The sequence below is a fragment of the Prochlorococcus sp. MIT 1323 genome, from assembly GCF_047304905.1.
GTDB lineage: Bacteria > Cyanobacteriota > Cyanobacteriia > PCC-6307 > Cyanobiaceae > Prochlorococcus > Prochlorococcus marinus_D.
The window spans coordinates 351,097-377,466 of the sequence record NZ_CP138973.1 but is presented as its reverse complement, the minus strand read 5'-3'; the positions used below and the strand labels follow the sequence as shown (position 1 = coordinate 377,466).

General features: G+C 50.0%; 30 protein-coding genes. 11 read left to right on the top strand and 19 right to left on the bottom strand.

The features are described from left to right. Positions 1-9: 9 nt before the first annotated feature. From proB to hisA, 10 genes are all read right to left on the bottom strand, one after another. Positions 10-1,095, bottom strand: a complete 1,086-nt coding sequence (proB, locus tag SIB68_RS01790) for a glutamate 5-kinase (protein ID WP_063400358.1) — start codon at positions 1,093-1,095, stop codon at positions 10-12. After that, positions 1,092-1,601 (bottom strand): YqeG family HAD IIIA-type phosphatase, encoded by a 510-nt coding sequence (locus SIB68_RS01785; RefSeq protein WP_063400357.1) that lies wholly within the window; start codon positions 1,599-1,601, stop codon positions 1,092-1,094. The genes proB and SIB68_RS01785 overlap by 4 nt, the downstream gene beginning before the upstream one ends. A 5-nt stretch (positions 1,602-1,606) precedes the next feature. Further along, on the bottom strand, positions 1,607-2,143 hold the full coding sequence (locus SIB68_RS01780; RefSeq protein WP_011826367.1) for a DUF3727 domain-containing protein: 537 nt from the start codon (positions 2,141-2,143) through the stop codon (positions 1,607-1,609). A gap of 20 nt (positions 2,144-2,163) precedes the next feature. After that, the gene (gene ruvX, locus SIB68_RS01775) at positions 2,164-2,649 is read right to left on the bottom strand and encodes a Holliday junction resolvase RuvX (RefSeq protein ID WP_063400356.1); all 486 of its coding nucleotides are present in this window, start codon (positions 2,647-2,649) and stop codon (positions 2,164-2,166) included. Further along, positions 2,649-3,683 carry a hypothetical protein gene (locus tag SIB68_RS01770; RefSeq protein ID WP_236068949.1) on the bottom strand — a complete coding sequence of 345 codons (1,035 nt, stop codon included), beginning with the start codon at positions 3,681-3,683 and terminating at the stop codon, positions 2,649-2,651. Before SIB68_RS01770 ends, ruvX begins: the two co-directional genes overlap by 1 nt. Positions 3,684-3,741: 58 nt before the next feature. Beyond that, positions 3,742-4,908, bottom strand: a complete 1,167-nt coding sequence (locus tag SIB68_RS01765) for a hypothetical protein (protein WP_063400355.1) — start codon at positions 4,906-4,908, stop codon at positions 3,742-3,744. 81 nt (positions 4,909-4,989) lie between these two features. After that, complete coding sequence (locus tag SIB68_RS01760; RefSeq protein ID WP_063400354.1) at positions 4,990-5,559, bottom strand: thylakoid membrane photosystem I accumulation factor; 570 nt, start codon at positions 5,557-5,559, stop codon at positions 4,990-4,992. A gap of 32 nt (positions 5,560-5,591) precedes the next feature. Beyond that, a complete protein-coding gene (locus SIB68_RS01755) occupies positions 5,592-7,268 on the bottom strand; it encodes a DUF3685 domain-containing protein (protein ID WP_063400353.1) in 1,677 nt (558 codons plus the stop codon). A gap of 71 nt (positions 7,269-7,339) precedes the next feature. Next, positions 7,340-7,714, bottom strand: a complete 375-nt coding sequence (locus SIB68_RS01750) for a Fur family transcriptional regulator (RefSeq protein WP_236069036.1) — start codon at positions 7,712-7,714, stop codon at positions 7,340-7,342. A gap of 155 nt (positions 7,715-7,869) precedes the next feature. Continuing rightward, entirely contained in the window at positions 7,870-8,637 is a 768-nt protein-coding gene (hisA, locus tag SIB68_RS01745; RefSeq protein WP_063400352.1) for a 1-(5-phosphoribosyl)-5-[(5-phosphoribosylamino)methylideneamino]imidazole-4-carboxamide isomerase, read from the bottom strand. A gap of 118 nt (positions 8,638-8,755) precedes the next feature. Between hisA and SIB68_RS01740 the strand changes: the two genes are divergently transcribed. Further along, positions 8,756-9,661, top strand: coding sequence for an NAD-dependent epimerase/dehydratase family protein (locus SIB68_RS01740; RefSeq protein ID WP_196757121.1), 906 nt, complete (start codon positions 8,756-8,758; stop codon positions 9,659-9,661). On the opposite strand, the gene SIB68_RS01735 is transcribed toward SIB68_RS01740, so the two are convergent. Then, entirely contained in the window at positions 9,630-10,199 is a 570-nt protein-coding gene (locus tag SIB68_RS01735) for a CDP-alcohol phosphatidyltransferase family protein (RefSeq protein WP_063400351.1), read from the bottom strand. The genes SIB68_RS01740 and SIB68_RS01735 overlap by 32 nt on opposite strands. Before the next feature lie 32 nt (positions 10,200-10,231). Here SIB68_RS01735 and SIB68_RS01730 point away from each other — a divergent pair, with 32 nt between their 5' ends. Next, positions 10,232-10,702: a CBS domain-containing protein gene (locus tag SIB68_RS01730; protein ID WP_063400350.1), complete on the top strand. Its 471-nt coding sequence runs from the start codon at positions 10,232-10,234 to the stop codon at positions 10,700-10,702. A 119-nt stretch (positions 10,703-10,821) separates the two neighbouring features. On the opposite strand, the gene SIB68_RS01725 is transcribed toward SIB68_RS01730, so the two are convergent. Beyond that, complete coding sequence (locus SIB68_RS01725) at positions 10,822-12,351, bottom strand: hypothetical protein (RefSeq protein ID WP_063400349.1); 1,530 nt, start codon at positions 12,349-12,351, stop codon at positions 10,822-10,824. Between the two features lie 744 nt (positions 12,352-13,095). On the opposite strand from SIB68_RS01725, the gene SIB68_RS01720 reads away from it, so the two are divergent. After that, positions 13,096-14,175 carry a transporter substrate-binding domain-containing protein gene (locus tag SIB68_RS01720; protein WP_081215509.1) on the top strand — a complete coding sequence of 360 codons (1,080 nt, stop codon included), beginning with the start codon at positions 13,096-13,098 and terminating at the stop codon, positions 14,173-14,175. A 27-nt stretch (positions 14,176-14,202) separates the two neighbouring features. On the opposite strand, the gene SIB68_RS01715 is transcribed toward SIB68_RS01720, so the two are convergent. Beyond that, on the bottom strand, positions 14,203-14,736 hold the full coding sequence (locus SIB68_RS01715) for a hypothetical protein (protein WP_063400348.1): 534 nt from the start codon (positions 14,734-14,736) through the stop codon (positions 14,203-14,205). Positions 14,737-15,130: 394 nt separating this feature from the next. Next, complete coding sequence (locus SIB68_RS01710; RefSeq protein ID WP_236068946.1) at positions 15,131-15,349, bottom strand: ribbon-helix-helix domain-containing protein; 219 nt, start codon at positions 15,347-15,349, stop codon at positions 15,131-15,133. Positions 15,350-15,525: 176 nt separating this feature from the next. Between SIB68_RS01710 and SIB68_RS01705 the strand changes: the two genes are divergently transcribed. From SIB68_RS01705 to SIB68_RS01695, 3 genes are all read left to right on the top strand, one after another. Next, positions 15,526-16,131 carry a PCC domain-containing protein gene (locus SIB68_RS01705; RefSeq protein WP_063400346.1) on the top strand — a complete coding sequence of 202 codons (606 nt, stop codon included), beginning with the start codon at positions 15,526-15,528 and terminating at the stop codon, positions 16,129-16,131. Next, positions 16,128-16,373, top strand: coding sequence for a DUF6737 family protein (locus SIB68_RS01700; protein WP_011129890.1), 246 nt, complete (start codon positions 16,128-16,130; stop codon positions 16,371-16,373). The genes SIB68_RS01705 and SIB68_RS01700 overlap by 4 nt, the downstream gene beginning before the upstream one ends. Positions 16,374-16,475: 102 nt before the next feature. After that, the gene (locus SIB68_RS01695) at positions 16,476-17,360 is read left to right on the top strand and encodes a GNAT family N-acetyltransferase (RefSeq protein ID WP_063400670.1); all 885 of its coding nucleotides are present in this window, start codon (positions 16,476-16,478) and stop codon (positions 17,358-17,360) included. A 75-nt stretch (positions 17,361-17,435) separates the two neighbouring features. Here SIB68_RS01695 and SIB68_RS01690 read toward each other — a convergent pair whose 3' ends face one another. Further along, the gene (locus tag SIB68_RS01690) at positions 17,436-17,774 is read right to left on the bottom strand and encodes a c-type cytochrome (protein WP_011129888.1); all 339 of its coding nucleotides are present in this window, start codon (positions 17,772-17,774) and stop codon (positions 17,436-17,438) included. A 351-nt stretch (positions 17,775-18,125) separates the two neighbouring features. Here SIB68_RS01690 and pstS point away from each other — a divergent pair, with 351 nt between their 5' ends. Beyond that, positions 18,126-19,109: a phosphate ABC transporter substrate-binding protein PstS gene (pstS, locus tag SIB68_RS01685; RefSeq protein ID WP_413681882.1), complete on the top strand. Its 984-nt coding sequence runs from the start codon at positions 18,126-18,128 to the stop codon at positions 19,107-19,109. Between the two features lie 163 nt (positions 19,110-19,272). Here the strand turns inward: pstS and SIB68_RS01680 are convergent, their stop codons facing one another. Together SIB68_RS01680 and SIB68_RS01675 are read right to left on the bottom strand one after the other, a co-directional pair. Continuing rightward, the gene (locus SIB68_RS01680; protein WP_063399408.1) at positions 19,273-19,482 is read right to left on the bottom strand and encodes a hypothetical protein; all 210 of its coding nucleotides are present in this window, start codon (positions 19,480-19,482) and stop codon (positions 19,273-19,275) included. Positions 19,483-19,508: 26 nt separating this feature from the next. After that, positions 19,509-20,192, bottom strand: coding sequence for an SDR family oxidoreductase (locus SIB68_RS01675; RefSeq protein WP_063399407.1), 684 nt, complete (start codon positions 20,190-20,192; stop codon positions 19,509-19,511). Between the two features lie 330 nt (positions 20,193-20,522). Here SIB68_RS01675 and SIB68_RS01670 point away from each other — a divergent pair, with 330 nt between their 5' ends. Beyond that, positions 20,523-21,080, top strand: a complete 558-nt coding sequence (locus SIB68_RS01670) for a rhomboid family intramembrane serine protease (protein WP_063399406.1) — start codon at positions 20,523-20,525, stop codon at positions 21,078-21,080. Between the two features lie 96 nt (positions 21,081-21,176). On the opposite strand, the gene nth is transcribed toward SIB68_RS01670, so the two are convergent. Together nth and SIB68_RS01660 are read right to left on the bottom strand one after the other, a co-directional pair. Then, the gene (gene nth / locus SIB68_RS01665; RefSeq protein ID WP_063399405.1) at positions 21,177-21,830 is read right to left on the bottom strand and encodes an endonuclease III; all 654 of its coding nucleotides are present in this window, start codon (positions 21,828-21,830) and stop codon (positions 21,177-21,179) included. Between the two features lie 205 nt (positions 21,831-22,035). After that, the gene (locus tag SIB68_RS01660) at positions 22,036-22,383 is read right to left on the bottom strand and encodes a phenylpyruvate tautomerase MIF-related protein (RefSeq protein WP_063399404.1); all 348 of its coding nucleotides are present in this window, start codon (positions 22,381-22,383) and stop codon (positions 22,036-22,038) included. Positions 22,384-23,359: 976 nt separating this feature from the next. Between SIB68_RS01660 and SIB68_RS01655 the strand changes: the two genes are divergently transcribed. From SIB68_RS01655 to SIB68_RS01645, 3 genes are all read left to right on the top strand, one after another. Next, positions 23,360-24,142 carry a helix-turn-helix domain-containing protein gene (locus SIB68_RS01655; RefSeq protein WP_063399403.1) on the top strand — a complete coding sequence of 261 codons (783 nt, stop codon included), beginning with the start codon at positions 23,360-23,362 and terminating at the stop codon, positions 24,140-24,142. Further along, positions 24,142-25,200 (top strand): ABC transporter ATP-binding protein, encoded by a 1,059-nt coding sequence (locus tag SIB68_RS01650; RefSeq protein ID WP_063399402.1) that lies wholly within the window; start codon positions 24,142-24,144, stop codon positions 25,198-25,200. Before SIB68_RS01655 ends, SIB68_RS01650 begins: the two co-directional genes overlap by 1 nt. 451 nt (positions 25,201-25,651) lie before the next feature. Further along, entirely contained in the window at positions 25,652-26,230 is a 579-nt protein-coding gene (locus SIB68_RS01645) for a ferritin (RefSeq protein ID WP_063399401.1), read from the top strand. Positions 26,231-26,370 lie beyond the last annotated feature (140 nt).

Sequence of the window (26,370 nt, the reverse complement as noted above, 5' to 3'; positions counted from 1 at the left end):
TCACTCAAGTCACGCGTTGCGGAGAACCAACACGTCCCTATGCACCACGACCGGTGAACGATTCGTGCTCATTTGGGTCTCAATGGCCTCGCGCAGTTCTTTGCTACTCAAGGAACACAAGCCTCGAGCGAGCTCGTTACCTTCTGGATTAATTAGTCTTACCGGCTGGTTGGCTTCAAAGTTTCCTTCCACCTCTTTAACCCCCACCAAGAGTAGGGAGGCGCCACGGTGTTGAAGGGCATCGCAGGCGCCTTCATCCAGCTGAAGGGTCCCTAAGGGCTTCAAGGCATGAGCCAGCCAGCTCTTGCGATTGCCGAGAGGTTGAGGGTGAGGATGAAACACAGTGCCGCTCCGTCTTCCTTGCAGCAACCCATCAAGCACTTGAGGATCGCGGCCATCAGCAAGAAGAACGGTGATGCCACTTGCGGTAGCGATGCGAGCTGCCGCAAGTTTTGTAGTCATACCCCCAGTGCCCCAGGGACCTCCCTCCCCTGCCGCGACTTCCAAGGCAGTCAGTTCATGGGGATGGTAAACATCTGAGATCGGTTCGGCAGAGGCATTAATGCGGGGGTCTGAGGAATAAAGGCGATCCACGTCGGTGAGCATGATTAGCTGATCAGCCTCCACTGCGGTTGCAACGAGAGCTGAAAGGGTGTCGTTGTCGCCGTAACGCAATTCTTCCGGAGAGAGGGCGTCGTTCTCATTCACCACCGGCAGCACGCCCCAGTCGAGCAATTGCTTCAAGGTGCTTGAAGCATTGCGGTATCGGTGCCTCGAGCCAAGATCTGAGCGGGTGAGCAATACCTGAGCCACGGTGTGGCCCCTTCGGCTCATGGCAGCCTCATAGAGAGCCATGAGTTGTCCTTGACCGATAGCCGCCGTCGCTTGGAGAGCCACCACATCGACCGGCCGTTGGCTTAGCCCTAGACGATTGCAACCCAGACCTACGGCGCCACTTGTTACGAGGACAACATGATCCCCCCGCTTGAGGCTTGCTGAAAGGCAGGCGCTGTAGCTCTCAATCACTTCGGCGGTGGATCGCTTCTCATTGCCTCTCAGCAGGCTGGTTCCCACCTTCACCACCCACAGACTCATGTCTGTGGGGCCCCTAGCCATGCTGCAAGTTTTTGCTCAAGACGCTGAACTCGGTTGTTGTTGCAGGGGTAGCCATCGGCGCGTAGTGGTCGAACTAGAACGGTATAGAGATCAAGACGGTTTCCTGCTAGCACGTCAGTGAAGATTCGATCTCCCACAATGGCGATCTCTGTAGGTTTGCACTGGAGCTGATTGAGTACCTTTCGCAGACGGGCTCTGCGAGGTTTCGCTGCACTGCAGGTGAAGGTGAGATCTAGTTGCTCAGCTACCGAACCGATACGTTTTCGAGAGGGATTGTTGCTGAAGAGGTGAAGTAATAGATGGCGTTGGGCTTCCTTAACCCAGCTTGTAACGGATAGCGGTAGTTCAATCTCACGCCCGGGCAGCAAGGTGCGATCAACGTCAAGGATCAGGGCCTGCAGGCCCTGATCCAGAAAGTGCTGGATCGGCAGATGAGGAAGGGTCAAGCCGGGTTCCCAGTTTGGCTGAAGCCAATGTTGGCTCATCAGATCTACAGCTCCCTATCTTCGAGCTCGACTTCAATACGTGGCTGGATTTGATCGAATTCCTCTCCTTCGACAAGCTTTGCTTGACCGTCGGTCATGCGAGCCACAACGAAGAATGGATCCAGAGGGATATAAAGGCCATACTCCTGCTCTTGGACCATAAAACTAACGAGCAATTCGTATGTCTCGGAGTCGTCATCGGTTTCCTCATCTTCCAATTCCTCTGGATCGGGTTCGTCCAGTTCACCGTTCACAGTGAGTGTTACGGCTGAGCGAACAAGAGTGAGGTCGTGTTCTTGCAGCACGACATCTGCTACTGAAAGGATTGGTTCACTGCTGGCAATCGTTTCGATCAGTTCAGGATCGTTGCCTTCGATGAGGCGGAAGAGGGAGACCGGGGTGTCGACCGGTGTGAGTAGGGCGTAATCCTTGTCATCAAGTGGAATGAGTTGCTCGAGAAAACAGAGCAGATCCCGCCCTTCATCATCTCTTACTAGGACCGTTGGCACCTCGCCATTGATGTTTGGACCCGGGGCAGTCATTGGAGCTGAGGTTGATTTGCTCAGGATCCACTATCGCTGTTCACCTGGCTCACTGGATGGGCCGCCACGTGGACCGGTTTCAGTTCGGGACCTTCTCTCAACCACTGCTCGAGCAGAAGTGCTGCCGCAGCGCTATCAAGCTGGCCACTGCGATCGCCTTGCAAGTTGTAGCGTTCAGCAGCAGCCCAACTACTGCTGTGTTCATTGACCAAAGCGAGAGGCAGCTTGAGAGCTCTCGCCAAGCGTTGTCCATAACGCTCATAGTGTCGTGCTTGATCTGTGGGCAGACCTTTGGCATCGAGCGGCAAACCCACGACCAGACCTTCAACTTTGCGACTAGTACAGTGCCGCTGCAATGCTTTTAGGTCTCGGTCGAAGCTTTTTCTATGCAGCGGTGGTAGAGGACTCACCGTGATGCCAAATGGATCGCAGCCTGCTAGGCCGATGCGTCTTTTCCCCAAATCCAGACTAAGAATGGATTTGGGTCTGGGTTTTGTTGCCATCATTAACGTCGGCCCAGGCTTGGAGTAGGGAGGGGTGGTTGCTGTGGTTGCAGTCGCCCCAGCATCGATTGCAGTGGTCGAGCTCCAAGAAGCAACTTATTGCTTACCTGGCGACGCCAAAGACTGCGACCAAGCAGCAACTCTTCTCCCGCACGCTTCCATCTCAGTTGTTCGAGAAGAGTATTGAGCGGCTCGTCTTCGCTGGTGGTGATCAGTCGGAATGTTTTGGAGATGCTCGTAAGGTCAGCCAGAACTTTTGGCAGAGCTTGGGACAGTCGAGGGTCCCAGCCGACATCACGAATAAGTTCAAGCACTGTCTCTGAGTTTGTTCCAGGATGGCTTACCAGACCTGCGATGGCCGTAATCGTTGCGCCGCCCTGGGTAAGCAACACGCCACTGCCCGTTTGGTTTTGGTCAAGTAGGTCGATCCATTGTCGATCGACGATCTGACGGAGATGGCCAGAGCCTCCGGCTTTTTCCAGTGGCCAAAGCAAGGAGGCTGTTCGACGGCTCAGCTGTTGCCAGCTGAGCTCAACAGGCCAAGTTGGTATCGACTGGGCCATCAGTGAGGGTGGTGTCCAACACTGGAAGAGCTTGAGAGGTTGAAAGCCAAGCGCTCTGGCTAGTGCCAGCTGATCGGTGTCATTGGCGGGGCAGCGCAAGAGCCAGCTCTGTGCCCGCTTACTGCCTTGCTGGATGGCATTTTTTAAAAGGTCACGGCTCACGCTTTGGTTGCTGCAGTGCCGCGGCGACGTTATTAGCTCCGGTGAGGTCACTGACCAGCAGGTACCACGTCGGTTGTAGGGCCTAATCACAACGAGGCCGACCAGATTTTTCTGCTCAAGAGCAACTAGGCAACTTGGCTGCCTAGTTGGCAGCAAGCTTGGAAGTTGTTGTTCAGCTCTTGCCAGCCAACCGCGCCAAAGCATGGTCTCTAGCCAGTGCATCCGACCAGCGTGATCGCTGGCATTAAGCATGGGGAAGTGGCTCGCTCTGAGGGACATCACCTGAAGGGTGCTGCTGGATGCCTCGATCACGCCTCGACCAATGCCTTGATTTGAATCTTATCCAGCTTGACCGTGTCTTCCAGTGTGGTCAATTGGGTCGGACCAAGACCAAAGGCGTGCGTTCATTGGCATTACCGGCTGGGTTCGGACGCAGAGCTTTCTTGAGAAGGGTTTCATCGCACCCATCACTAGAGGCCAGGACCTTGACCCGGCCCAGATCATTGACATCAACGATGGCAACGCCAACTCCCAACTCAGTGGCTGCTTTTCTGCAGAGCTTTGTTGGCGCGAGGGGCCCAAGCACGATCATTTGATCGTATGGAGGAGTGGTTCCTGTGATGTCATCAATTAGACGTGCCTGTTCGCCAGCAAGTCGATAGAAGCCTCCTTTGATACCTAGCGTTTTCAGAATTAGGCCAACGATCCATGCCAGTAGCACTCTGGTTGGCCCTACCAGATTAATTAAGCTCTGTAGCCCACAAGCAGTAGCAAGACTGCTTGTGGGATGAAAGGCTCGGCAAAGGAATCGGGCGAGCCATCCAGGGTTGACTGTGCTGGGGTGGTGATAGCGCCCTTGCATGATCGCCACCGGGGTTTCCCCGATCGTGAGGACATCTCCGGGGCGTAGATGCGGCTTGGCATAGTCACGCAAGATCTCAACGGTGTTATCGAGGGTGCCAAGCAAATGGGTTTTCAGAGGCAACACCTCGCAGCAATCGCCAGCTTGGAAGCTGACTTCAGAGGGTTGGAGAGGTTCAGGCTTATGGAGTGGCACCAGGACACCTTGACGACGCTTCAGCCGACCAAAGGGGCCGTAGTTCACCCAATTCACATCTACCCAAATGCTGTCAGCACTGGTTTTCAAATCGCTGCTTTTGCTGTTCTGCAGGCACAGGTTCACCTGCACCCTCGTGCTTTTGTGGCCTTTGACAATGTAGGCCGCCCAGTAACCATCATCGCGAGCCTTTTCATCTGGATGATGTGGGGTGATCTTTGTGCTCAACTTGACTTCACTTAGATCGGCTTTGCCAAGAAGAACAGGGTTAATTTGCAACTCAGGCACCATCACTTCCATGCTCGGATGGGGGTTGCTGATCTCCAGCCAGATTTCTACATCAAGATCAGAGTTGGTTTGCTTGACCTTGAAGTCGAGCGCCTTGAGGCTCAGAGGGGAGGCGGGCCTCAGACGATGCCTCAGTTCGAGCCAAAACACACCAAGACCCAGCACTAGAAGCAGCTCAAGCAGGCAAGTCATTGGAGCAGCCGGCTTACTAGACCGGGGGACCTGGCGCGCAGCGTAAAGGGTGGTTGATGCTGATAGCAGTGCTTTAGCGCCTTATTCTTTCACCATGAAGCTGTTGTACTCATTGAAGCTGTCTATTTTTAGTGAATCAATTGGTTTACTTAGGCCTGTAGCAGTACTGATTGCATCATTGATTTCATCAAGTGAAACTTGGCCTTCTTGATCGAGTATCACCTCACCTTGACCATCGATCACCACCACTTGAGGGATGCGTCCATGCCAGTAATAAGACTCTTCTTGGGGATCGTTGCTTATTCGTCCTTGAAACTCGTCTGTGGTCAATGGGATCAGATCAATGGAATCTCTCCATATCAAGTTAATTGTTGACACCACAGGCGAGAAAGCCTTGCTGACGGCGCTGTCATCGAGATAAAACACGATCACACTTGTACGCTTCTCCCTAAGGGCTTCGGGAAGATTTGTTCCTTGCCCGTAACCCAATGAACCATCGCCCGCATAGATCGGGAAGATGTTGCCGTCGTAGGCATCGTCATCTCGGATGGCTTGGACAGGAGGCACCATCAGAAGAATGGCCAGACCCAAGCTCATGAGTGCTTTGAGCAGATGGGTCATGGGCAGTACACGGAGATGTTTAATGCTCATTTTGGCGCTTAATTGCCTCGAAAGTGTGGGAGTTAGCCACCTCTCAGGCTGCGTCCCATTCCCTGCGCGATTCCTCGTCCAATCAGACCAATAGCACGGCCTAATACCTGAGTAAGCACGACCACCATGAGATCACCAATGCGTTTGATCAGGGATTGCATTGAGGGTGCAAGAGCATCGCGGGCTTCGAGCAATAGAGCAACTTGCTGCTGCCACCAACCAAGCTGGCTGAGTTCTTCATCACGAGGTTCGGTGAGCAGTAATGGCTCGATAATGCCGTCTCGCAACCTGTAGAGGAGTCGTTTACTTTCGTAGAGCTGGATTGGTCTTTGAATCAAGTTTTGCCAACGGGCCTGACTATTGAGTTGATTACGCAATCGCTCGAGTTCTCTTGTGGAGATCAAGTGCTGGTTAAGTAGGAATCGGCGTAGTTCGGGCCACTCACCACAGGTTCCGAGAACTTCGGCACTGATTATTTCAGCGGTTCGTACGAGCCAGTTACCCACCAACATTTCGAGTTGCAGTAAGGCACGAGGGGCATCTGCCGGCAGCAGCTGCCCCTCAACAAGCACGGGTCTGTCGAGCAGCAATGGAGCCAGCATTCTCTGAGGATCTGGAAGTTCTTGATCAATTCCCTTGAGATCGGCAGTGGCAAGCAATTGATCTGCCACTGGTTTGAGTTCACCACCTCGAGGAAGTCTGACGTAATTACCTGCCATGGATCGCAGGGCTTGTTCACGTAGTTCAGATTCGAGCGTCAGCCAGGAGTCATTGAGTGGGGTCTCGGTACTGTTGGCTTGACGCAGCCTTTTCATCACTTGATCCAATTGGTTCAAAAGGGCAAGGAGTAGATCACGACGTCGCTCAGGATTGAGGCTTTCAAGCGCTAGCAGACTGCCTGTTGAATTTCTGAGCCCTCTTTCTACGGAATCGCTAAGCCGCTGACGGATCGCTCCCCATACCGCCACTGCGTTCCGTTCAGTGAGGCAGATAACCGTTCCTGCAGCTTCTGCTGAGATCTGTCTTGAAGCATCGAAATCGAAATTGATGCGTGCCTTTTGGGATGGCCGATTTGGGGGGAAAGGGTTGCGGAGACCCACTTGCAGCGGGCCCCAAATCCATGACAAAAAATCTCTTGCACTACGGAGTTCCCGCTGGCGCCCTTCCATCAAAAGACGAAACAGTTCATTTTTGGGCGGTGGGTTGAGGAATGCTTCGATCAACCTCAGATCGTTGTCGATCTGCTGGAGACCACTCACCAACAGCCACTGACCAAGCCCCATCGTTGCTTGGGGAATGCTGTCTTGGGAAACGGGGGCAGCATTGAGTCTCACAACTCTGCCACCGCCACAAAGAGTGGTGATGGCAGCCTGCAATGTGGCCAGATCGGGGTCTTGAAGTAGGCCTGGACAATCGAGGCTCAACAACTCGTTTGCATTGAAACGAAGCTGGGCCGGAAGGATCAGCATTACTGGCGCAGGTTGCCAATGCTCCTGAAGTCTTTTGAGTTCCAGTTGCAATGTGCTGAGAGTTTCGAGACTCTCCACCGACAAGATCACTAGGACTGGATGACGGCTCAGCTGGTCCGTCCGCAGAATGACATCCAGGTTTGGGTTTGCACTGCTGAGCTGCAACGCTAAGGATTCACCGAGCAGATCGGGAGCCAGCAACAGGATCTGAGTGGATGTGCTGTCCGCCAAATTCACCACGGCACAAGGCTTATGCCATCAAGGTAACGAGCGTTAGGCAAATCCTCCAGTCCGTTGAGATCTTGATGTTTTTAGTTCTGGTTATTACATGCTGGCCGACCGCTGAGTTGAAGGGTGTAGGAGTGAATGCAGTAACCAGTTTTGGCCTCGATTTGATCGAGCAAATCCTCAGGGAGTTCTATATCAAGGTCTGTGATGTTGCCGGTCTCTATGCAAGTGAGGTGGCTATGAGGATCGCTTCGGTAGCTGTATAGGCGACCATTGGCTCGATCGAGACATTCGATCAGTCCTGCTGATTGAAGTGCCTCCAGGTTCTGATAGACGGATGTGTGACCAATGGACCGTCCACAGGTGTTGAGCTTTTGAAAGATATCGCGAGCACTGAGATGAGTGGCTTCGCTCCAGAGGAGATCCAGCACCATGCGCCGCTGACGGCTTAGTCGCATCCCAAGCCGCCGGCAGCGTTCGAAGGCTCCCTGCACTCCATCTTCATCCCGCTCAGCACTTGAGCCGCTGATGTTGGGAGCGGTGTGCGTCACAACTGAAGTGATAATGAATTCAATTTACGGCTCCAGCAAGGTCAATTCATAGTCCAAGGTCCTCATGCCATCAGTGGTTTGCTAGTTGGTGGGTCCTGCAGTCGGCCATCGCCAATGGCTCGGATTGCTTCTTTTAGATCCACCTTGCCGTCGTAAAGAGCTCTTCCCACAATCACCCCACTCACTCCATAGGGTTCAAGAGCCAGCAGACTAAGTAGATCGGCCATGCAACCCACGCCTCCGGAGGCGATTACTGGAACGCTGCTGGCGTTTGCCATTGCACGTAGTGACTCTAGGTTCGGCCCTTCAAGGGTTCCATCAGTTGCAATGTCTGTGCTGATGATTGCGGCGATACCGGCAGCATTGAAATCGGCGGCTAAGTCTGTTGCATTCACCTCGCTTTGGCTAATCCATCCTCGCGTTGCCACCTTGCCGTTTTTGGCATCGATGCCGACGATAATCCGACCAGGATTCCTTTGGGCAAGCTGTTTCACTAGCTGGGGTTGCTCTATTGCCACGGTGCCAAGGATGACTTGTTCAAGGCCGTAGGCGAGGAGTTCTTCGGCTCGTTCGAGAGTGCGCACACCACCACCGAGCTGGACAGGAATATTGAGGGCAGAGGTAATAGCTCGTACACAGGAATCGTTGACCGGCTCACCAGATTTGGCGCCATCGAGATCCACCAGGTGTAGGCGAGTTGCCCCCTGCTTCTGCCAGCTAAGGGCTTGAGCAACGGGGTCCTCGCTGAAGCGAGTCACCTTCTCGTAATCCCCCTGGTGAAGTCGCACGCACACGCTGTCCAGTAGGTCGATGGCTGGAATGATCTCCATGATTGGCAAAGAACGTTGCCTTTGACCTCCATCCTGCAGGGCGAAGGGCCTTCAGTTGCTGATCGAACGCGCTTCAATATGCGCGTTTGATGATTCAGCTGTTTTGAAGATTCTGATCATGGGGGGAACCCGATTTGTCGGCAAGCCTCTGGTTACTCGACTTCAGGCCCAAGGACATGCGCTCACGTTGTTCACTCGAGGCCGCCATTCTTTACCAGATGGTGTGGAACATCTCAGTGGTGATCGAACCACTCCTGAGGGGCTGAGTCGTCTTCAAGGCCGAAGCTTCGATGTCATCGTCGACAGCTCAGGGCGCAAGCTTGAAGACAGTCAAAGGGTGGTGGCCTATACAGGAGAGCCAAAGCATCGTTTCCTCTATGTCAGTTCCGCTGGCGTCTATGCAGATTCCGAAGAGTGGCCACTGAATGAGGAGAGTGCAACCGATCCGAACAGTCGTCATGCCGGCAAGGCTCAGACCGAATCATGGCTGCTTCAGCAAGGAATTCCTTTTACCAGTTTCCGACCTACTTATATCTATGGTCCTGGTAATTACAACCCAATTGAAAGTTGGTTTTTCGATCGTATCGTCCATAATCGACCGGTTCCTTTGCCACGAGATGGCACCACCATCACCCAATTGGGGCATGTTGTTGATCTGGCTGATGCCATGGTTCGTTCCCTTGAGGTGGAGACAGCAACGAATCGCATTTACAACTGTTCCAGCAAGCGTGGTATCACCTTCAGGGGCTTGATTGCAGCCGCAGCAAGGGCTTGTGGCAAAGATCCAAATGCCGTTGAGATTCGTTCTTTTGATCCTTCAGGCCTGAATCCCAAAGCTCGTAAGGCCTTCCCGCTGAGGCTGAGTCATTTCCTTACCGATATCACCAGGGTGGAGCGGGAATTGGCCTGGCAGCCACGCTTTGACCTTGAGACTGGCCTCGAAGATAGCTACTGCAACGACTACTCCTTGAAGCCAACGGCTGAACCAGATTTCAGTGCCGATCAATCCTTGATCGGGGTTTGATGTATGCCACCGCAGAGCTAAACGCCAGGATCAGAGATGGCCAGAACAACCACCAGCCCAGGTGCTGCATATTTAGGCAAAAGTTGTGGCTTCCCCAACTAGGCGGCCACAACAACAGCAGCATGCTTAGGAATTGAAGGATCGTCTTTGCTTTACCTCCCCAAGAAGCAGGAGCACCAGATGAGGCTTGAGCACGCCAACCGGAAATCAGTAGTTCCCTGGCCAGCAGTAACCATATCGACCAAACAGGCAAGGCCTCGTTGCTGGCCAGCCAGATCATTGGTGCTGCTAGAAGAAGCTTGTCAGCAAGTGGGTCCAGGCGAGCGCCCCAGCTACTACCACCACCAGCTCTGCGGGCCAGCCAGCCATCGGCGGCGTCGCTAAGCCCTGCCAGCAACAACAACACCCATGCCAGAGCAGGCTGACTCAATTGAAGCAACAACACCAGGGGGAGACCTGCGGCAGACCTCCCCACGGTTAGAGCATTTGCCGATCTTCTCAGTGTTGACGGTGAACCGAGGCGGGATGGTGCACTCACAGGCTCAGAATGAATGAACTTGCATGTGATTCATGGTGCTCCAGCAGACGGTGAAGGATGTCATGTCAACGCCTGTGCTCAGTGTCGTGCCAGCCACATCTCTGCAGGAGGCTGTTCAACTGCTGACTGATCACCACATCAGTGGCCTGCCAGTCGTCAACGACGATGGCACGCTTGTGGGGGAACTCACTGAGCAAGATCTGATGGTGCGCGAGAGCGGCGTTGATGCTGGTCCGTATGTGTTACTGCTCGACAGTGTTATCTACTTGCGCAACCCCCTTAACTGGGATAAGCAAGTTCACCAAGTGCTTGGTACTAGCGTCAACGACTTGATGCGCAGCGACACCCATACCTGCAATGAAGCACTGCCATTACCAAGGGCCGCCGCCATGCTTCATGACCGCAGTACGCAGCGCTTATTTGTAATCAACGATCAGCGCAAACTTGTTGGGGTGATTACCCGGGGTGATGTTGTTCGAGCTTTATCAATGCAGTCTGACTAGTGCCTATCGAAGCTCGCGAATATGCAATAGCCAATCTTGAGGCGTAGGGAATTGAACACGATTCAAATTGGCAAGTCCTTATCGTTAGGAGCCTGCTATTAAAACGATTGATTGAACTGTTAATTGATCAGTCCTACCTCTGATGCAGACGGCGGTGGTGGAGGTAATAGCGGTAGTGGTGGAGCTCCGATCAGTGGGGGAGCCTCGATTTCGGCTGGATTGTCATGAATCGGGTCTCTTCGTTGATGGATCTCCTGGGCTGGAGGCAGTGCCTCGCCTTCCCGAAGCAACAAAGGTGGTGGCAGATCCGGTGGAAGCAGGGGGTTGCCCCATTCCAGATCCGTTCTCAAGGGATCGTTATCTTGAAGATTCGAGGGTGAATCGAACTTTTCGGGCGTTTCGAGTAATACCAGTGGATCTGCCGTAATCGGCGGTTCCCGTAGAGGAGCTCGATCACTATTACGAGCCAGAAAAGTGCTTTGGCTATCGCTGGGAATGGTAGTGCCGGGCTTGGGCGCCCAGATCATCCTGGCGATGGGCTCCACACCTTGCTCGATCAATCGATTCAGTCCAGCTAGGGCGCGGTCGAACAATCTTCCGCCCGGCCATTGTTGGCAATTAACTCCATTGCAGTCTTGCGCCCCATCAATCCTGGGGCTGAGAGAAGCTGCCAAGGTGCCCTGAAGTTGGAAGCGCCGTTCACTGAGCCTCAGGAGATAGGGAACATGCACAAAACTTGTGACACCACCGCTGATCCAATTGGCGTCATCCTCCGTGAAGCCCTTGACACCTGGAATGATCAAACGACTCTTGGAGGCATGGTCTGGCATGTAAGCCGCCACAAGGCCACGGCTGCGGGCTAAATCCTTGCTCTGTTCAAGGGTTAACCCATCTCTGCTCATTAATACCTCTATACGCCCGTCTTGTCGCAGGCCCATGATCATCCTGATGCGAGGAAGGTAGTAGCGGATCCGCTGGCCCATGCTGATGCTGTATGCGCCCTTGTAGCGAGGAGGAGGCGCTTCCAGATCGTTGTAAATGCTGTGTAGTCCACCGATAAAGGTGTCGTAGGTGGAGGCACGATTGGCTGTTAGTTCTCCGTAACCGAAGTCAACTCTGCCGTTGTAGCGAATGCCTATGTAGGCGCGTTGGATGGAGGCAGCGCGGTTACGACTTCTCCAGACGCGTTGACCCAACTTGAGATCTCCAAGGGGAACTGTGATCTCTTGGCCACCAATGTCGACATGCCGCTCGTACATCGGACCAGAGACAAATGCCAGTGAAGAGGAGTCCTGGAAAGCGTCCTGTTCTCTATCCCAGCCTTCAAGAAGGCCGAACTTCACTTTACGTGGATCAAAATCGAGTGCGTACACATCATCGTTTGGTCGATAGCGAAAGGGAGCATTCACTTGTCTCTTAATGCTCTCTGGGACGACTTGACTTGGGTTGAAGCGTTCGGGTGCTTTCGGAGCCAGAGCCACAAGACCAGCAAAAACAGTGAGCGGCAACCCAATCACAAGTAAGCGTTTGGATAGCTGAGATCTCCTACGCTGAGGCCGCCGTCGCCGCCTTGGCGAAGAGGCTGTGCGACCAGCACTTCTAAGTGGGGCTGCCTTTGCTTTGGTTGTAGCTGTTTTCGTTCGGGGCAAGTAAAAAAATGGCTACCTTCACCATCAGCAAATTCAGCTAAAGCTCACTGCATCAATGGCTTCCCGTCAACTCCCTAGATGAAAGAAGTCGTTAGTGAATGGCTTCTTACTCAAAAATGAAACAGGCAAAAACGTTCGAGCTTCAAACCTTCTCTACCAGAATTTATTAGCTTCTCATGATTCCAAAAGGGCTTTCTGTACTAAGTTTTGATCCCTTTCAAGCCTTTTCATAGTCAATGCTTGTTAGCCGTATTTTTGCTGCATCCGTTTTCTATTCCTAGCCACATCAATATTGCTTAGGGAAGAATTTGGCTTGGCTGGCTTTGTCATGCCATCAAAACGCGATCAATCTGTTTGACCTAGTTACGCCGTCTGATGCTGTCTTATTCAAAGGTTATGGTTGCGTGAGGAAACCATCTGCAAAACTTGCAAGCACTTAAGGCTTACAAAAGGAAATAGCAAAACGCTCTTCAGGGCTGTTGATCGCAATCTAAGATGACCTTTGCATTCGTAGCTTCTAGATGACTCTTTTTCTGATTAGTGCCCTGGTTGGATCCGTTCTGGCAATGATTTTGATCGTTCGTCGCCTTGAACAGAAATAAGCTGTTGCTTGTCTCTCCTCTGAAGTTCTTGCTCAGACTGGTCTTACAACCTTTCTTGTCGTGGTGGTGTGGATAAGAATCGTCCGCAGTCCTATGGCAGCCTTAGGTGAGATGGGCTTTTCAGTTCGTGTATAGGCGATTGATGGGCGGCATGAATTTAAAGAGACAGCTCTCCGTTGCTGCCTTGATTGTCATGGCGACTCCGTCTCCCCTTCAGGCAATGGCTTTGAGGGTTGGAGTGAGTGGTTCGCCACCATTTGTGGACAAGAAAGCTGGTGTATATGAGGGAATTAGTGTTGAAGTTTGGCGTCAAATTGCTAATGCAGAGAAGCTTGAATACTTTCTCATTCCATATCCCAACATAGATTCGAACATCAAGGCGGTAGCTGATGGAAAGATTGATTTAGCCATCGGGCCTATCAGCATTACGCCAGATCGAGTAGCAAGAAATGGGATTGAATTCACGCAACCTTATTTCTATGCAGAGGAGGGTGTTTTAGTACCATCACAGCCACCCGGACTGTGGGCAAGAATCAAGCCTCTCTTTGGTGTCGCTGCTTTATCTTCTATCACTTTCTTGCTCTTTACACTTTTCTGTGTAGGCAATCTGATTTGGCTTGCAGAGCGAAAACGCAACCCTGAACATTTTCCGCCTCAATATATAAAGGGTCTAGGGAATGGAATTTGGTTTGCCTTGGTTACACTCACAACCGTAGGTTACGGAGACCGTGCACCTTTAACGAAAGCAGGAAGGTCTATAGCAGGGGTCTGGATGGTAATTTCGCTAGTATCAGTGTCGACAATTACTGCAGGATTGGCTTCGGCATTTACCGTCTCGCTATCTCAGACGCAATTGTCTGGGGTCATGAAACCATCGGATTTGGATGGTGAATTAATTGGTGTAGTTACTGGCACCACAGGTGTATCTTTAGCCAGATCATATGGTGCACGGCCGTTTCCAGTACCAACCCTTAAGGAAGCCATTCATCTAATCAAGAGAAATAAAGTCTCAGGAGTGATCTCAGACACACCTATCTTGAGTTTTTATATGAAAAATAATCCAGACAAATCTCTAACATTAGCACCTTTCAGACTTTCCCTTCAGACCTATGGATTTGTCGTGCCCAGTGATAGCCCATTGGAACGTTTGATTAACATTGAACTCCTTCGTCTTGAACGCAGTCATCAAGTTAAAGCGATAAGTGACAGGCTTTTGAAATAACTCCTCTGATCTAATACTCACAAACATTTAGCTTTGCAGCTGACACCTCAGCACTGCTAGCGCTTCATCGGGTAGTCCCAAAAAATGATCCAGCCATGCGGCTCCACTGAGTGGCACGATGGCGACGCCCACAAGTACGGCATTGCCATCCGCATCAAGTGCTTGTCCTTGTACATGATGGCGCTGACTCTCAACCTTTCCACTGCTGAGGCATGTGTTCACAGTCAGATCAGGAGCAGTGAGCCAACTGCCAACTGTGAAACAGAATTGCGCTTCAAACTGAAGTGATAGTTCACCACTGTCGGGCGCGAAAGACCCTTCAAGCTTTTGGGTTGTAATGCTGATGTTCAAACCAGGAGGCATTGGCAAGCCAAGTATCTGTGTTGTGCGCCAGCTGAGAGCAGGAATGATCAGGTTTTTTGGATCAAAGCGAAGACTTCTCAGCCCATCTTGATTCAAAGGCCCGAGAAGGCCGTCTCCACCTCCACCTCTAGCGTCATAGCTAAAGGCTGGATAAGCACCAATGGCTAGACGACATCCTTTCTGACTTGTCAGATGCATTACAAAGGACAAAATAACAACTTGACAGGTCCCCACGTTGACAGAGTTTAAGAGCAGGTGCATTCAGATCAACTTATAAAATTAATAAGAGCTGCCTACATTGACTCTCCATAGATACTGTATTTAATTAGAACTATTTTACACTGGACAACTAAGACGATCAACGATCGACTTAAAAGATTCAAAACAAATCATTACCACAGAAGCTATAAAGATACTTTTATCTCAATATTATTTTCATAGAGATTGAGACTATAAACATCCAGTAAACCGCCCCTCCAACTGTTCAATGCAGCAAAGACGAACCAATAACACTATTTAGTCAACCTTCTAATACTGCACTTACGTCAGCATCTAAACAGTCAAGATCCTCGCTATTTAGTAGAACTGATCGTCACCCGTCTAACTGACGATGACGACGCAGTCCATCTTCAATCAAGAACGAGGCAAGGCTGCTACAGCTACGGCTTTCTGCAAGGGCATGCTGCTTGAGCCGATTCATCAAACCCACCGGCAGGGTCACATTGAGGCGTTCCGATTGAGCAGAATCGGCCACCATTGCTGCACTTGGAGCATCTTGAGAGAATCGTTGGCGCTCTTGCAGCTCGGCCATTGGGTTCTGCAGTGACGACACTTTGACGTCTTAGCTTGGCATCAATAGTTCAGCAATAACTTGCCGTTCATGCCCACAAGCTCTCTATGGCAATCTTCGAGTCGTCTATCGATCAGCTCTGAGAACCGTTATTTACTGTTGACTTCTTAATCTCTGCTTTCTCGAAGGAGAACTCCATGCGATCGCTGCCATTGAAGCTTGCTCCAGGCAGCGACCTGCTGATAAGCCTTCAGAAAATAGCTCAGGAACAGAACAGCTCAGGTTTTGTTCTTGGTGTGGTTGGCAATCTTTCGCGTGCAGCATTTCAGTGTCCTGGTCAGTCAGGGCCTACTGTCCTCGAGGGAAACCTGGAGATCATCACTCTGAATGGCACAGTTTCTCCCAATAGTGTGCATCTGCATCTAAGCCTCTCTGATAGTGCCTGTCAGGTATGGGGTGGCCATCTTGAACCAGGAACCCTTGTGCTCAAGGGTGCTGATCTGTTGGTGGGTTTATTGGATCAGTCTCTCCCACAAGAGCCTTCTGATCCTTCTCCGACACCAAGGGTGGAAATTGCTGTTCTGCCTGGTTGCCCTTGGTCGACCAGAGCTCTGCGGATGCTTGGTTCTCTTTCCATTCCGCACACCGTTAAGAGCATCGACAATGATGCCTCTTTCAAGGCGTTCAATCAGCGTAGTGAGCTCAATACTTTCCCTCAGGTATTCATCGATGGTGAGTTGATTGGCGGTTACGATGAACTATCGAAAATGCATGCTTCTGGCCAACTAGAGACACTGCGATGAGTAGTGATCAAGGCAAAGCAACTACAGCAAGCTTTTGGGATGAAAAACCCTGGTGGTGTCAACCCTGGAGCATTCTGCTCACAGGTGTTGCTTGTGTCGCTGTCAGCTGGTGGTGGCCCAATCTGCTTTGGTTTACTGTTCTGATCGCTATAGGCGTGATCGGATGGTGGGGCTTGTTTCTCGTGCTAGCCCCAGCGATCTATCGCCAGCAGATTCAGCAGCAACTTTCGGAACAGGATTAAATCTCATCCTGATGGATCTCAATCTTTAAATATCACGCCCCATCATTGGATCAATCTCCAAACCAGCTTGGTCCTGAAAAACATCTCGTTAATTGCTCCGTTATGGCCTCGCTGCTAAAGATCCGGCCGCTGCAACGCAATGACATCGCCATGGTTACGCAATGGGCCAGGGCAGAGGGTTTTGCTCCTGGTGTTGGTGATGTAAGTATTTATCGTCATACCGACCGTCAGGGATTATGGGTGGGTTGGCTTGGCAATCAGCCTGTCGGTTGCATTGCTGGAGTTCGCTACAACGCCTCCTATGGCTTCATCGGATTGTTCCTTGTCATTCCGGAGCATCGAGGTCATGGGTATGGAGTTGAGCTATGGGAACATGCTCTCGAGCATCTCGTTGATCTTCCTTGCGTTGGTTTAGAGGCTGCATACGATCGAATTGACGACTATGCCGGATGGGGTTTTGCAATTTCATCGCCGACAACTCGCTGGCAGAGGATTTGTGATGGCAACCTGATTGACGACGATGACTATTCCAATGGCGAAGGGTTGCAACTGCTTGAGGGTGATTCGATTCCCGCGATGGCTGTGCAGTCTTATGACGCCATACGTGAACCCAGCCCCCGCCCTCACTTCCTTTCCGATTGGCTTCAGCATCCTGCCGGTAATGTGTTGGCCCTGGTAGATGGCAACAATTGTTGCCATGGATTTGGCAGGATCCGGCCTTGTTTATTACGTGATGGCGAAGGCTGGCGGATTGGGCCGCTATTGGCTGATAGTCCGCAACTCGCGGAGCTGTTGTTGAAGCGTTTGATCCAACGCCATCCAGGTGTGGTGATCTTGGACGCACCTGGAGGAAACTCTTCGGCAGAGCCCATGCTGAAACGACTTGGCTTCAGTGCTGTTTCTCAAACTTTGCGCATGTATCGCGGAGAACAACCATCTATTCCTTTAGACGAGGTTTATGGTTTGGCCTGCTTGGAGTTGGGCTAAAAAAAATCCTTCAGTCAAGTCTGGTTTATTAACCAGCTTGATTGAAGGATTTGAAACGATTGATTGACTTTATAACTACCAACCACTGCTGGCTTGGGCTTCAACATAGGCTGCTACATCAGCTATATCTGCTGCACTGAGGACGTCTGCAAAAGAAGGCATGCCGCCTTTACCGTTGGTGACCTGGGCAACAATTGCTTCTTCATGCCCTGAGCCGTAGTTGCTTAAGGTTGCTTCTAGGGCCGCTTTTTGAAGGGTCTTTGCAGGATCTACGATGTTGCCGCCGCCAGCGTGGCATGCGGCACAAGTAGACGAGAAGACTTGTCCGCCATGGGCCGAGTCAGCAGCCATCACCCAAGAAGGAGCTGCAAAGCATACGGTGATAGCAAGGAGAGCTGAAAGTAGCCTACGCATCAGAAGCAGGTATCAACGCCAACCATTGTTGGTGATCAAATGGGCATTGAGCTCTTTTGGATAGAAGCTGTTATTAATTCAAATATTCACCGAAAGACCAACTCCTTGTTGATCTTTGTAGATCAAGGCGAAGCCTAGCTTGGCTAAGCAAGGGGGCAGGAATCTCCCTTTGATAGTTCCAGTTGCTGGGTTTTTGCCTAGAGCAAAGAAAAGGGTTCTACTGGGTAGAACGTTCTTATCTCCCTTAACCACTAACCGATTCATCAAGATCTCCTAGTCAATTGCTGACTTTTTCCCATCAAAGGGCCTTTCTTATCTAGTTATGGGTTGATGAAATCCTTCAGGGGCCCCATGTCGTTCTCAAAGAAGGCCCTTTTGCTCCTTTCTGTGGTTGTTCTCGGTGTTGGCATCACGGCTTGCGGCACCTCAGGGTCATCCGGCCGTCTAAGCGGAGCTGGTGCAACCTTCCCTGCGAAGATCTATACCCGTTGGTTCTCTGAGCTGGCCACGGCTGGGGGGCCACAGGTCAACTATCAGGCTGTTGGCTCTGGATCTGGTCGTAAAGCCTTCATTGATCAGACCGTGAGCTTCGCGGCATCGGATGATCCGATGAAGCAGGAGGATATTGACAAGGTTCAGCGTGGCTTGGTGCAAATCCCCATGGTGGGAGGCACAATCGCCTTTGGCTACAACCACAGCTGCGATCTGAAGTTGACCCAACAGCAAGCGGTTGAAGTTGCTCTTGGCAGCATCACTGATTGGGATCAACTCAATTGCCCTGCAGGCAAGATCACTTGGGTGCATCGCTCTGATGGCTCTGGCACCACCAAGGCTTTTACCAATTCCATGCAGGCCTTTTCTCAACAATGGACCCTGGGAACCGGGAAATCAGTGGAATGGCCAACAGGGGTGGGCGCTAAAGGGAATTCAGGTGTTGCTGGTGTGATTACAAATACACCTGGCGCGATCGGTTATGTGAATCAGTCATTCATCAAAGGAAAGGTGAAAGCTGCTGCACTTGAAAATCTCTCTGGCGAATTCCTCAAGCCAACTGTGAATGCTGGAGCTGCTGCCCTCAATGGCATCCAGTTAGACGCCAATCTCGCCGGTACCAATCCAAATCCCACAGCCAAAGGGGCTTATCCGATTGCCACTCTCACCTGGTTGTTGGCATACAAAACTGGTAATGGCAGCAACCTTGACGCACTCAAAACAACCTTTGACTACATGTTGAGTGATGAGGCTCAGGCGCAAGCTGACGGGTTGGGCTTCGTTCCCCTGCAAGGCAAAATTCTCGACAAAGCTCGTAGTGCCGTCAGCTTGGTCGGCAAGTGATCAAATCACGAGACTCGTTTAAGTCGTCTTATTAGAATCATTAAAAGGGAAGCTAATAACTTCCTTTAAATGTCTCCCTCTTGTGTACCCTATATTGATTGTATTTTAGTAAGCAAAACGTTGTGATCAATTGCTCTTCAACTGAGCTTAACCATGGCAAGTATCAATAACCAGACGAATGGTTGCTATGGTTTCGCTGACGTTGTTTCTCCTCAAGAAGTTCGCTTTCGAGCTGTTCAATCAGCTTAGTAACGAGTGATTGAAACTCAGGTTGACAGCCTCTAAATGCAGCCTTGTGACGAATGGGTTCATTACGAGTACGCAGGTCGGTAAGCATCAGCTGTAAGGCATCAATTCTGGCATTGGTGTTCATGACCAGATACTACTCATCTGACGACACTATGACGCCAGAGCATTGATGGTTTTGAGTGCTTGTTGCATTGTGATTCTCTTCAGGTCAGGGTCGCTCGTGACCTCGATGATGCGGCCAATTGACGATGGAGTCTTGAGGGCTTCAATGCAGCATCGCGCTACTAATCGACGAGGGATTCTAGCGTCTTCCTGACAATCGGCCCCTGTAAAAAGGATCCCTTCTTTCTCTAGGTTCTCTTCTCGATCATTCAGGCCACCCGGTCTGATCACAGTCCAATCGAGACCGCTTTGCTCTAGAGCCTGTTCTCCTAGGCGTTTCCAAACCAAGATCAGGCCAAAAAGATTGAGTGGATGCAACCATCGTCCGGCACAAAGCGAACTAACCAGAACAACCCTTTTGACGCCAACCCTTTTGCAACTGGCGATTTGCTGTCTTACCCCTAAGGCATCCACCCGCGCAGGGCCGGTTAGATCTGCAGAGGGTCTGGCACCTGTTGCGAGAACAAGCGCGTCACAACCTTCAAGGGCTTCATCGAGGGCAGCTTCATCTGCCAATGACAAGCGCCGTAGATCACATTGGCTCAAATTGTCGGGCAATTGGGAGTTTGGACGAAGCAACAGGCGCACCTTATTCCCTTCCTTTAGGGCTTCCTCGGCAACTCGATAGCCGGTTTTGCCAGAGGCTCCACTGATGGCCAGCTTGATGCCCATGTCGTTTTGCTGAAGATTGCACAAGGTCTAGCGAAAATATATATAGAACGCTGTTGTTTGATCAATGCTCAAGCTTCAAAACGCTTGGATTTTCGCCTTGGCAATGTCGATTCATCACTGCGAGCGCCGTCTTTCAAGCCTGCTGGAGAACCTTTCTTAGGTTCGAAATGTCAAAGAAGATCAGCTTTGATCGCAGGTTATTGATCTGCAGGGCTGCTGATTACTGCGATGTCTTAATGGAGTTGTAGGGGAGTTGCCGCACAATAGAATGGTGAATCATGCGATTTTCATTTCAAAGCATCTTGAGTGAACCAATCCAAACGTAAGCAGATGCTGAGCTTTCGGTTATTACTCCCTGTGTTCTTTGTCGGGATTGCTTGGCTGCAGGAGAGTATTGATCAGATATTTTTTTCGGGTAATTGGAATCTGCCTATAGGGCCTGGCCTGCCTTGGTGGGGTCTACTTGCCGCTCCATTTAGCCATGCAGGCTTTGGTCATCTGACCTCTAACACGATTATGTTTTTACCGCTAAGCTGGTTAGTACTTAGCAAGGGCATTCGTGATTACATTGGTGTTTTAGTTGCTGTTGTTGTGATGGAAATACCGGTTTGGTTATTTTGGCCAAGAGGAAGCCATGGCATGTCAGGTGTTTTGTATGGACTACTCGGCTACCTTTTGTTAATTGGGTTTCTTGAACGCCGTTTCATGACCATTTTATTGTCAGTCGTGGGTTTGGTTCTCTTTGGAAATGCACTTCCGGCTTTGATCCCAGGCGTGTCTCCTGCTGGGGTGAGCTGGATCGGTCATGCTAGTGGATTTCTTGGAGGGATTTTTGCTGCACTTGCTCTTTCACGGGAGCCAAAGCGATTGAATAAGGCCAAGGGTTAATAACAAAATATTCTTATAGCTATATATACTTTCATTTAACTCATGACGTCATTTGCGAATGCATAGTTATCAGACAATATCTTATTATTTACCGGCCTAGGCTTTGATCCACTTTACTGGATTACGTCGTTTTGGATATAGCTCTCTACATAAACCACAGGTTGTTCCATCACAACCCCTTGCGGTACAGTTTTCACGACCATAGTAGATGATCTGAAGATGGAGCTTATTCCATGCTGATTTCGGGAACAGCTTTTTGAGATCTTTTTCTGTCTGAACTACACTGCTGCCATTAGATAATCCCCATCTTTGAGCTAAACGGTGGATATGCGTATCAACTGGAAATGTAGGCACCCCAAATGCTTGAGCCATGACAACACTTGCTGTTTTATGTCCCACTCCAGGGAGTGATTCTAGATCATTGAAATTCTGTGGTACGGAAGAATGGAAGCGTTGAACAATGATTTCCGAAAGTCTATGTATGTTTTTGGCTTTTTGCTTTGACAGCCCTAGCTGTCTGATCATATTTAGTATTCTCACTTCACCTAACTGATACATCTCCTCTGGGGTCTGTGCATGTTCAAACAGAGATACTGTCACCTCATTGACTTTCTTGTCAGTGCACTGCGCACTTAAAACAACTGCGATCAATAGAGTGAAATCATCATGATGGTTGAGAGGAATGGCAGGATCAGGATAGTGCTCGTTTAGTCGTCGCATGATCGTTTCTGCTCGTTGATGTTTTCTCACGTGTCTTTCATTAAATTGCGAATTGCGGTGTTTGTTTCATTTTTATTATTCATTGGCCAAAAATTACTTTTTGAACATCTACTCTTGCTTACCTACCTATGAATCCCAATATTAAGTCTACTTTGTAAGTTACATGGACACCAACAATTACTTCATTTAACCTAAGGTTATTTGACCAATCCTTTGGCGGCATATCACGATCACGTCAACCGAAGGTACTTCCATTCCACCCCCAGAGTCGAGCAGGGACATCCTCAAAGCCGATATAGGTTCGATCAGCTGGAATACCAAGATTTTTCTCGATGTGGCCACACACGAGTTCGCTCACTTCTTGCGTACGGCTACCATCGAGAGCTCCAATACTTTTCACCTCCACATAGCAAGTCGGTTCAGTATTTCCCGAAAATGTCATTGGCACACCGCATTGAAGAGATGTCATCACATATTTCTCTGGTTTCCCAAGTAGCTCGGCAAGCTTGCTAGAGAGCTCTTGCAGCAGTGAGTTGGCATCAGCTACAGCTGGAACTGATGCTTGGATGTTGATCAAGGGCATGGACGCAATTGCCTTTTAAGAAGTCTTTAGGAAACTATGCCATTTATCTCGATGCTTAGCTGATCAATCAGCTACGGCATTCACTAATTGTTGGACTACAGTAAACCGAGCGAGACATTTCAACTTCAAGATTAACGCCAACTAAGAAATAAAAAAAGAATGGGTCGTCAAACGGGATGCCTAAATCTTCTATTTCTCATCAATAATCATTACATTAATTGTCAATGATGATTACATTTAGAATAGCAAAACTCTTACGTTAACGCATTCCCCTAGGGCTGATTATACCTACAGGAACAAGTGTTTCATCATTTTTTAGAAACTAAATTTGCAGATCTATTTAACACAACTCTATCAAGCCAACGCTGTATACTTGATAGACATGAAAGCGAATACTGTTATTCATTGTATTCATCATCATAAACCTAGAAGACACGATGCTCTGCCTGCATGAATGCATACTTCAATCCATATTTAAAGTGCTAATAACAGGCAAGTCATCCTCCAGGAATCTGACTGCGAATAGCATATTCATAGCAGTTATTGACTTCTTCTGGCACCGACAGTTATCTAGCTAGCTTTACAATAGGCTTAGCCAAGTAGATCATTATAGACAGATAATTCTTTAATATAGACGCCTGCCATTCTAGCCATCTTTAATTGCTTCTATGGAGACAAAATCCTTGTGCAGGTCATGAATTCTACTCGCTGTAAGTTATTTTTCATGAATAACATTTGAAACCATACGGCTTAACTTGAATCCAAGCAGCCCCATGAATAGCATGGCTGGCCTTTGGTTTGATCCAAAGCCTGACTCTTGACCAAAAGACCAACACGCTCATTTTTCTGCTTTTTTGCTACTCCCCCCAATCAAGCGCCCGAATCAATAGCTACCTCTAGATGTAATAAATATCACATCCCAAGCAAGCATTGATCTGTGCTTGATGGGTGAGAATGATTCATCTGCTTGTGACAATTGTCATCTATTGGGGTCGCTGTTGACTCAAAAATCTCTAGTAGATGCTGGGATCTATCTGACAGCAATGGATCTTGGAAACCTGCCACAAACTTCACCCTTGATTCTTCTACCAGTCGTTATGGCGAGGAAGAGTTCCCTTACCTCCGTAAACCATTACACAATGCGTCTTGTCCGATAACAGTCAGTAGTCAACTGGAATCGCTGGAATCACTTCAACTCACAGTAGGGCAGAGCATTCTGCTGTCCTCTCAGACGGATCAATCTCGCTACGTGCGGCTGTTTTTTCAGCAGGGCATTGCCAGGATCTCAGGCTCCTTCGGAGATCATTTTCCTGATATCACTTTGGCTTTTTGTGGTGATTCTGAATCTAGTTGGCTTCGGTTACCCGACTGCAGCAACTTTTTACTTGAGGCACTCACAAATAGTTCAATTGGCCTTCATTACGCAGACAACTGCCCGAAAGATCAAGATCTCCTATGGGATTGGCTATTTGATTTTCATCTTGTCAGGCATCCAGTCGGAGCCGAAGCAAGGTTAGTTGCTCTTTTAAAACTTCTGATTGGTCGCTTTGGCATCCGTAGAAGTGAAGGTTATGAATTGCCCTTTCCCCTTGGCCATGCACGCATGGCCGAACTGATTGGGGCCACGCGCTCCACTGTTACTCGTCAGATCACCTTGTTTCGGAACAAGAATGATCTTCAGATAATTGAACCTGGCGGGACTTTTCTGCTCTCGGCACGACTTATCGAATCCACCCCAGCTATGGATATACGATTTTGATGACTAACCACTTGCAAATCAAGGGCCTCTGGTATCACTACGGTGATGGATCAGCAGAAGGTTGGACACTGCAATCCATCAATATGAACCTCCAGAGAGGTGAGCTCGTTGGTTTGTTGGGACCTTCCGGTTGTGGCAAAACAACCTTGCTGCGATTGATTGCTGGATTTGAACAGCCTGTGCGAGGGACAATCTGCATCGATGATCACGAGGTCGCAAGCTCACGGGGAATGCTGCCACCCGAGCGCCGCAGCATAGGCATGGTGTTTCAGGATTATGCTCTTTTCCCCCATCTCAATGCCTGGCGCAATACCTGTTTTGGTTTACGCCGCGGCCAAGACACCAGCCGAGCAGAATGGCTGCTTGAGATGCTTGGCCTAGCGGATCTTCGTCACCGTTATCCGCATCAGCTTTCTGGAGGCCAACGCCAACGCTTGGCACTGGCAAGGGCATTGGCCCCAGGGCCATCACTCGTACTTCTTGATGAACCCTTTTCCAACCTTGATGTTGAGGTACGTCTGCGTTTGCGCAGCGAGCTTGCAGGTGTTCTTCAAACATGTGGTGCCAGTGGTCTGCTTGTGACACATGATCCTCAAGAAGCCCTGGCAATCTGCGATCGGGTTGCGGTCCTGCGCAATGGTGAGCTTCATCAGTGCGCATCACCCCCTGATCTGGTGCAAAAACCAGCCACACCTTTTGTTGGTCGTTTTGTGCTCCAAGGAAACCTGCTTCCTCTCAACATGGGTGGCGAACATTGGCTGACGCCGATTGGTCCTCTCTCAAAACCCACGGAACCGAACGCTGCTAAGGCAACTGAGTTAATGGTCGATGATCAGGCTCTTCAGATTCAGCAGGATCCCAGAGGCGAGGCTCTGATTCAAGGTCGCGAGTTTCTTGGTAGTCACTGGTTGTTGCGTGTGGAGCTTGGAAATCACACGTTGCGTGTACGTCAACCACTTGAACGTCCTGTCAAGACAGGCGAGCGCTGCTTCGTCGCCTTCCGCGCGGGACAAAAAGGCCTTCTTTTCCCCGGAGCGATTCCATGCCCACTTTGTTGAGGGCAATGCTTGACCACCAAGGCCTAACCAGTGGTGCTCTCAATCAATTAACAACTATTAAGGCTACAAATTTATCCTGATCAAGTTGTATTAGCCCTCAATACCCCCTTTTCGCAAAGGAATGGGTAATTAAATCAGCCCCGGCTGCAAACACATTTGCCACCTTTCCACTTCGAGCACTTCCGCTTTTTGCAGGTTTTTTTCTTGTTTTGAACGAGCTCAAGACGTCGCAGACGACTGTCCACAAAGTCATTCCCCAATGCCTTGGCCATAAAGACCTGCGGTAACTCCGCAACTGAGACTGATTCTCATTATATGGGGTCCAAATCGCACCTGAAGAGACCTTTTCAAGATGTAAAAGGGCTTGTAGCATTCGTCACATCACTCTATGCACATTTGCCTGGTTGCTAATCCATCCTCGCCACTCTGTGCAATCTCCACAAGACAAATCATGGCATTGCCTAGCAGTACTAAAGCTGTAGCCCTTACCACTGGTCCTGCAGGACGTGCAATCGCTCAGTCAATGGAAGCTTCTCTGGTTGAGGCTCTCCATCAGCATCTAACCATGGAGAGAAATGCTAGCGCTGCTTACTTTGCTATTGCGATTTGGTTTGCTGAGCGCGAATTGCGCGGCTTTTCCCATTACTTCAAGCAAGAAGCTATTCAAGAACAGGAACATGCCGCCCATTTTGCAGATTACCTGATTGCTCGTGGACAAGCTGTTGTTCTGCAGGATGTACCTTCACCCCGTCAGGAATGGATCTCTACAGATGAAATCATGGCTGCCTCATTCCAGATGGAGGCAGATGTAACAACCTCGCTGCATCAGCTTTATGCAATGGCTGAGCGAGCTTCTGATATGCGCACGACAGTGTTCCTTGATCCACTAGTCGATAATCAAGTCGACTCTGAAAATGAGTTTGCTCACCTCTTGGGTCGGGTACGTTTTGCCCAGAATCAGCCCTCTGCAATGTTAATTATTGACGGCGAATTGAGCGATGGAAAGCATTCACCTGCAAAGCTGGCCTAGTAATCGCCATCAATAATCAATATAGATAGATAACTGTGTTTTTAAAATATTGACTAAGAGTGCCTATGAGTTATGGCTAATAAAATCAGACTTTTGTTCTTGAGACCAACAAGTTCTCATGTCAAGTGGTCTGCTACTGA

What these genes read in the sequence shown, in the direction of transcription:
- proB (WP_063400358.1), bottom strand. Translation starts at nt 1,095, where the DNA reads ATGAGTCTGTGGGTGGTGAAGGTGGGAACCAGCCTGCTGAGAGGCAAT.
- SIB68_RS01785 (WP_063400357.1), bottom strand. Translation starts at nt 1,601, where the DNA reads ATGAGCCAACATTGGCTTCAGCCAAACTGGGAACCCGGCTTGACCCTT.
- SIB68_RS01780 (WP_011826367.1), bottom strand. Translation starts at nt 2,143, where the DNA reads ATGACTGCCCCGGGTCCAAACATCAATGGCGAGGTGCCAACGGTCCTA.
- ruvX (WP_063400356.1), bottom strand. Translation starts at nt 2,649, where the DNA reads ATGATGGCAACAAAACCCAGACCCAAATCCATTCTTAGTCTGGATTTG.
- SIB68_RS01765 (WP_063400355.1), bottom strand. Translation starts at nt 4,908, where the DNA reads ATGACTTGCCTGCTTGAGCTGCTTCTAGTGCTGGGTCTTGGTGTGTTT.
- SIB68_RS01760 (WP_063400354.1), bottom strand. Translation starts at nt 5,559, where the DNA reads ATGAGCATTAAACATCTCCGTGTACTGCCCATGACCCATCTGCTCAAA.
- SIB68_RS01750 (WP_236069036.1), bottom strand. Translation starts at nt 7,714, where the DNA reads ATGCGACTAAGCCGTCAGCGGCGCATGGTGCTGGATCTCCTCTGGAGC.
- hisA (WP_063400352.1), bottom strand. Translation starts at nt 8,637, where the DNA reads ATGGAGATCATTCCAGCCATCGACCTACTGGACAGCGTGTGCGTGCGA.
- SIB68_RS01740 (WP_196757121.1), top strand. Translation starts at nt 8,756, where the DNA reads ATGGGGGGAACCCGATTTGTCGGCAAGCCTCTGGTTACTCGACTTCAG.
- SIB68_RS01730 (WP_063400350.1), top strand. Translation starts at nt 10,232, where the DNA reads ATGGTGCTCCAGCAGACGGTGAAGGATGTCATGTCAACGCCTGTGCTC.
- SIB68_RS01720 (WP_081215509.1), top strand. Translation starts at nt 13,096, where the DNA reads ATGGGCGGCATGAATTTAAAGAGACAGCTCTCCGTTGCTGCCTTGATT.
- SIB68_RS01715 (WP_063400348.1), bottom strand. Translation starts at nt 14,736, where the DNA reads ATGCATCTGACAAGTCAGAAAGGATGTCGTCTAGCCATTGGTGCTTAT.
- SIB68_RS01710 (WP_236068946.1), bottom strand. Translation starts at nt 15,349, where the DNA reads ATGGCCGAGCTGCAAGAGCGCCAACGATTCTCTCAAGATGCTCCAAGT.
- SIB68_RS01705 (WP_063400346.1), top strand. Translation starts at nt 15,526, where the DNA reads ATGCGATCGCTGCCATTGAAGCTTGCTCCAGGCAGCGACCTGCTGATA.
- SIB68_RS01700 (WP_011129890.1), top strand. Translation starts at nt 16,128, where the DNA reads ATGAGTAGTGATCAAGGCAAAGCAACTACAGCAAGCTTTTGGGATGAA.
- SIB68_RS01695 (WP_063400670.1), top strand. Translation starts at nt 16,476, where the DNA reads ATGGCCTCGCTGCTAAAGATCCGGCCGCTGCAACGCAATGACATCGCC.
- SIB68_RS01690 (WP_011129888.1), bottom strand. Translation starts at nt 17,774, where the DNA reads ATGCGTAGGCTACTTTCAGCTCTCCTTGCTATCACCGTATGCTTTGCA.
- pstS (WP_413681882.1), top strand. Translation starts at nt 18,126, where the DNA reads ATGTCGTTCTCAAAGAAGGCCCTTTTGCTCCTTTCTGTGGTTGTTCTC.
- SIB68_RS01680 (WP_063399408.1), bottom strand. Translation starts at nt 19,482, where the DNA reads ATGAACACCAATGCCAGAATTGATGCCTTACAGCTGATGCTTACCGAC.
- SIB68_RS01675 (WP_063399407.1), bottom strand. Translation starts at nt 20,192, where the DNA reads ATGGGCATCAAGCTGGCCATCAGTGGAGCCTCTGGCAAAACCGGCTAT.
- SIB68_RS01670 (WP_063399406.1), top strand. Translation starts at nt 20,523, where the DNA reads ATGCTGAGCTTTCGGTTATTACTCCCTGTGTTCTTTGTCGGGATTGCT.
- SIB68_RS01660 (WP_063399404.1), bottom strand. Translation starts at nt 22,383, where the DNA reads ATGCCCTTGATCAACATCCAAGCATCAGTTCCAGCTGTAGCTGATGCC.
- SIB68_RS01650 (WP_063399402.1), top strand. Translation starts at nt 24,142, where the DNA reads ATGACTAACCACTTGCAAATCAAGGGCCTCTGGTATCACTACGGTGAT.
- SIB68_RS01645 (WP_063399401.1), top strand. Translation starts at nt 25,652, where the DNA reads ATGGCATTGCCTAGCAGTACTAAAGCTGTAGCCCTTACCACTGGTCCT.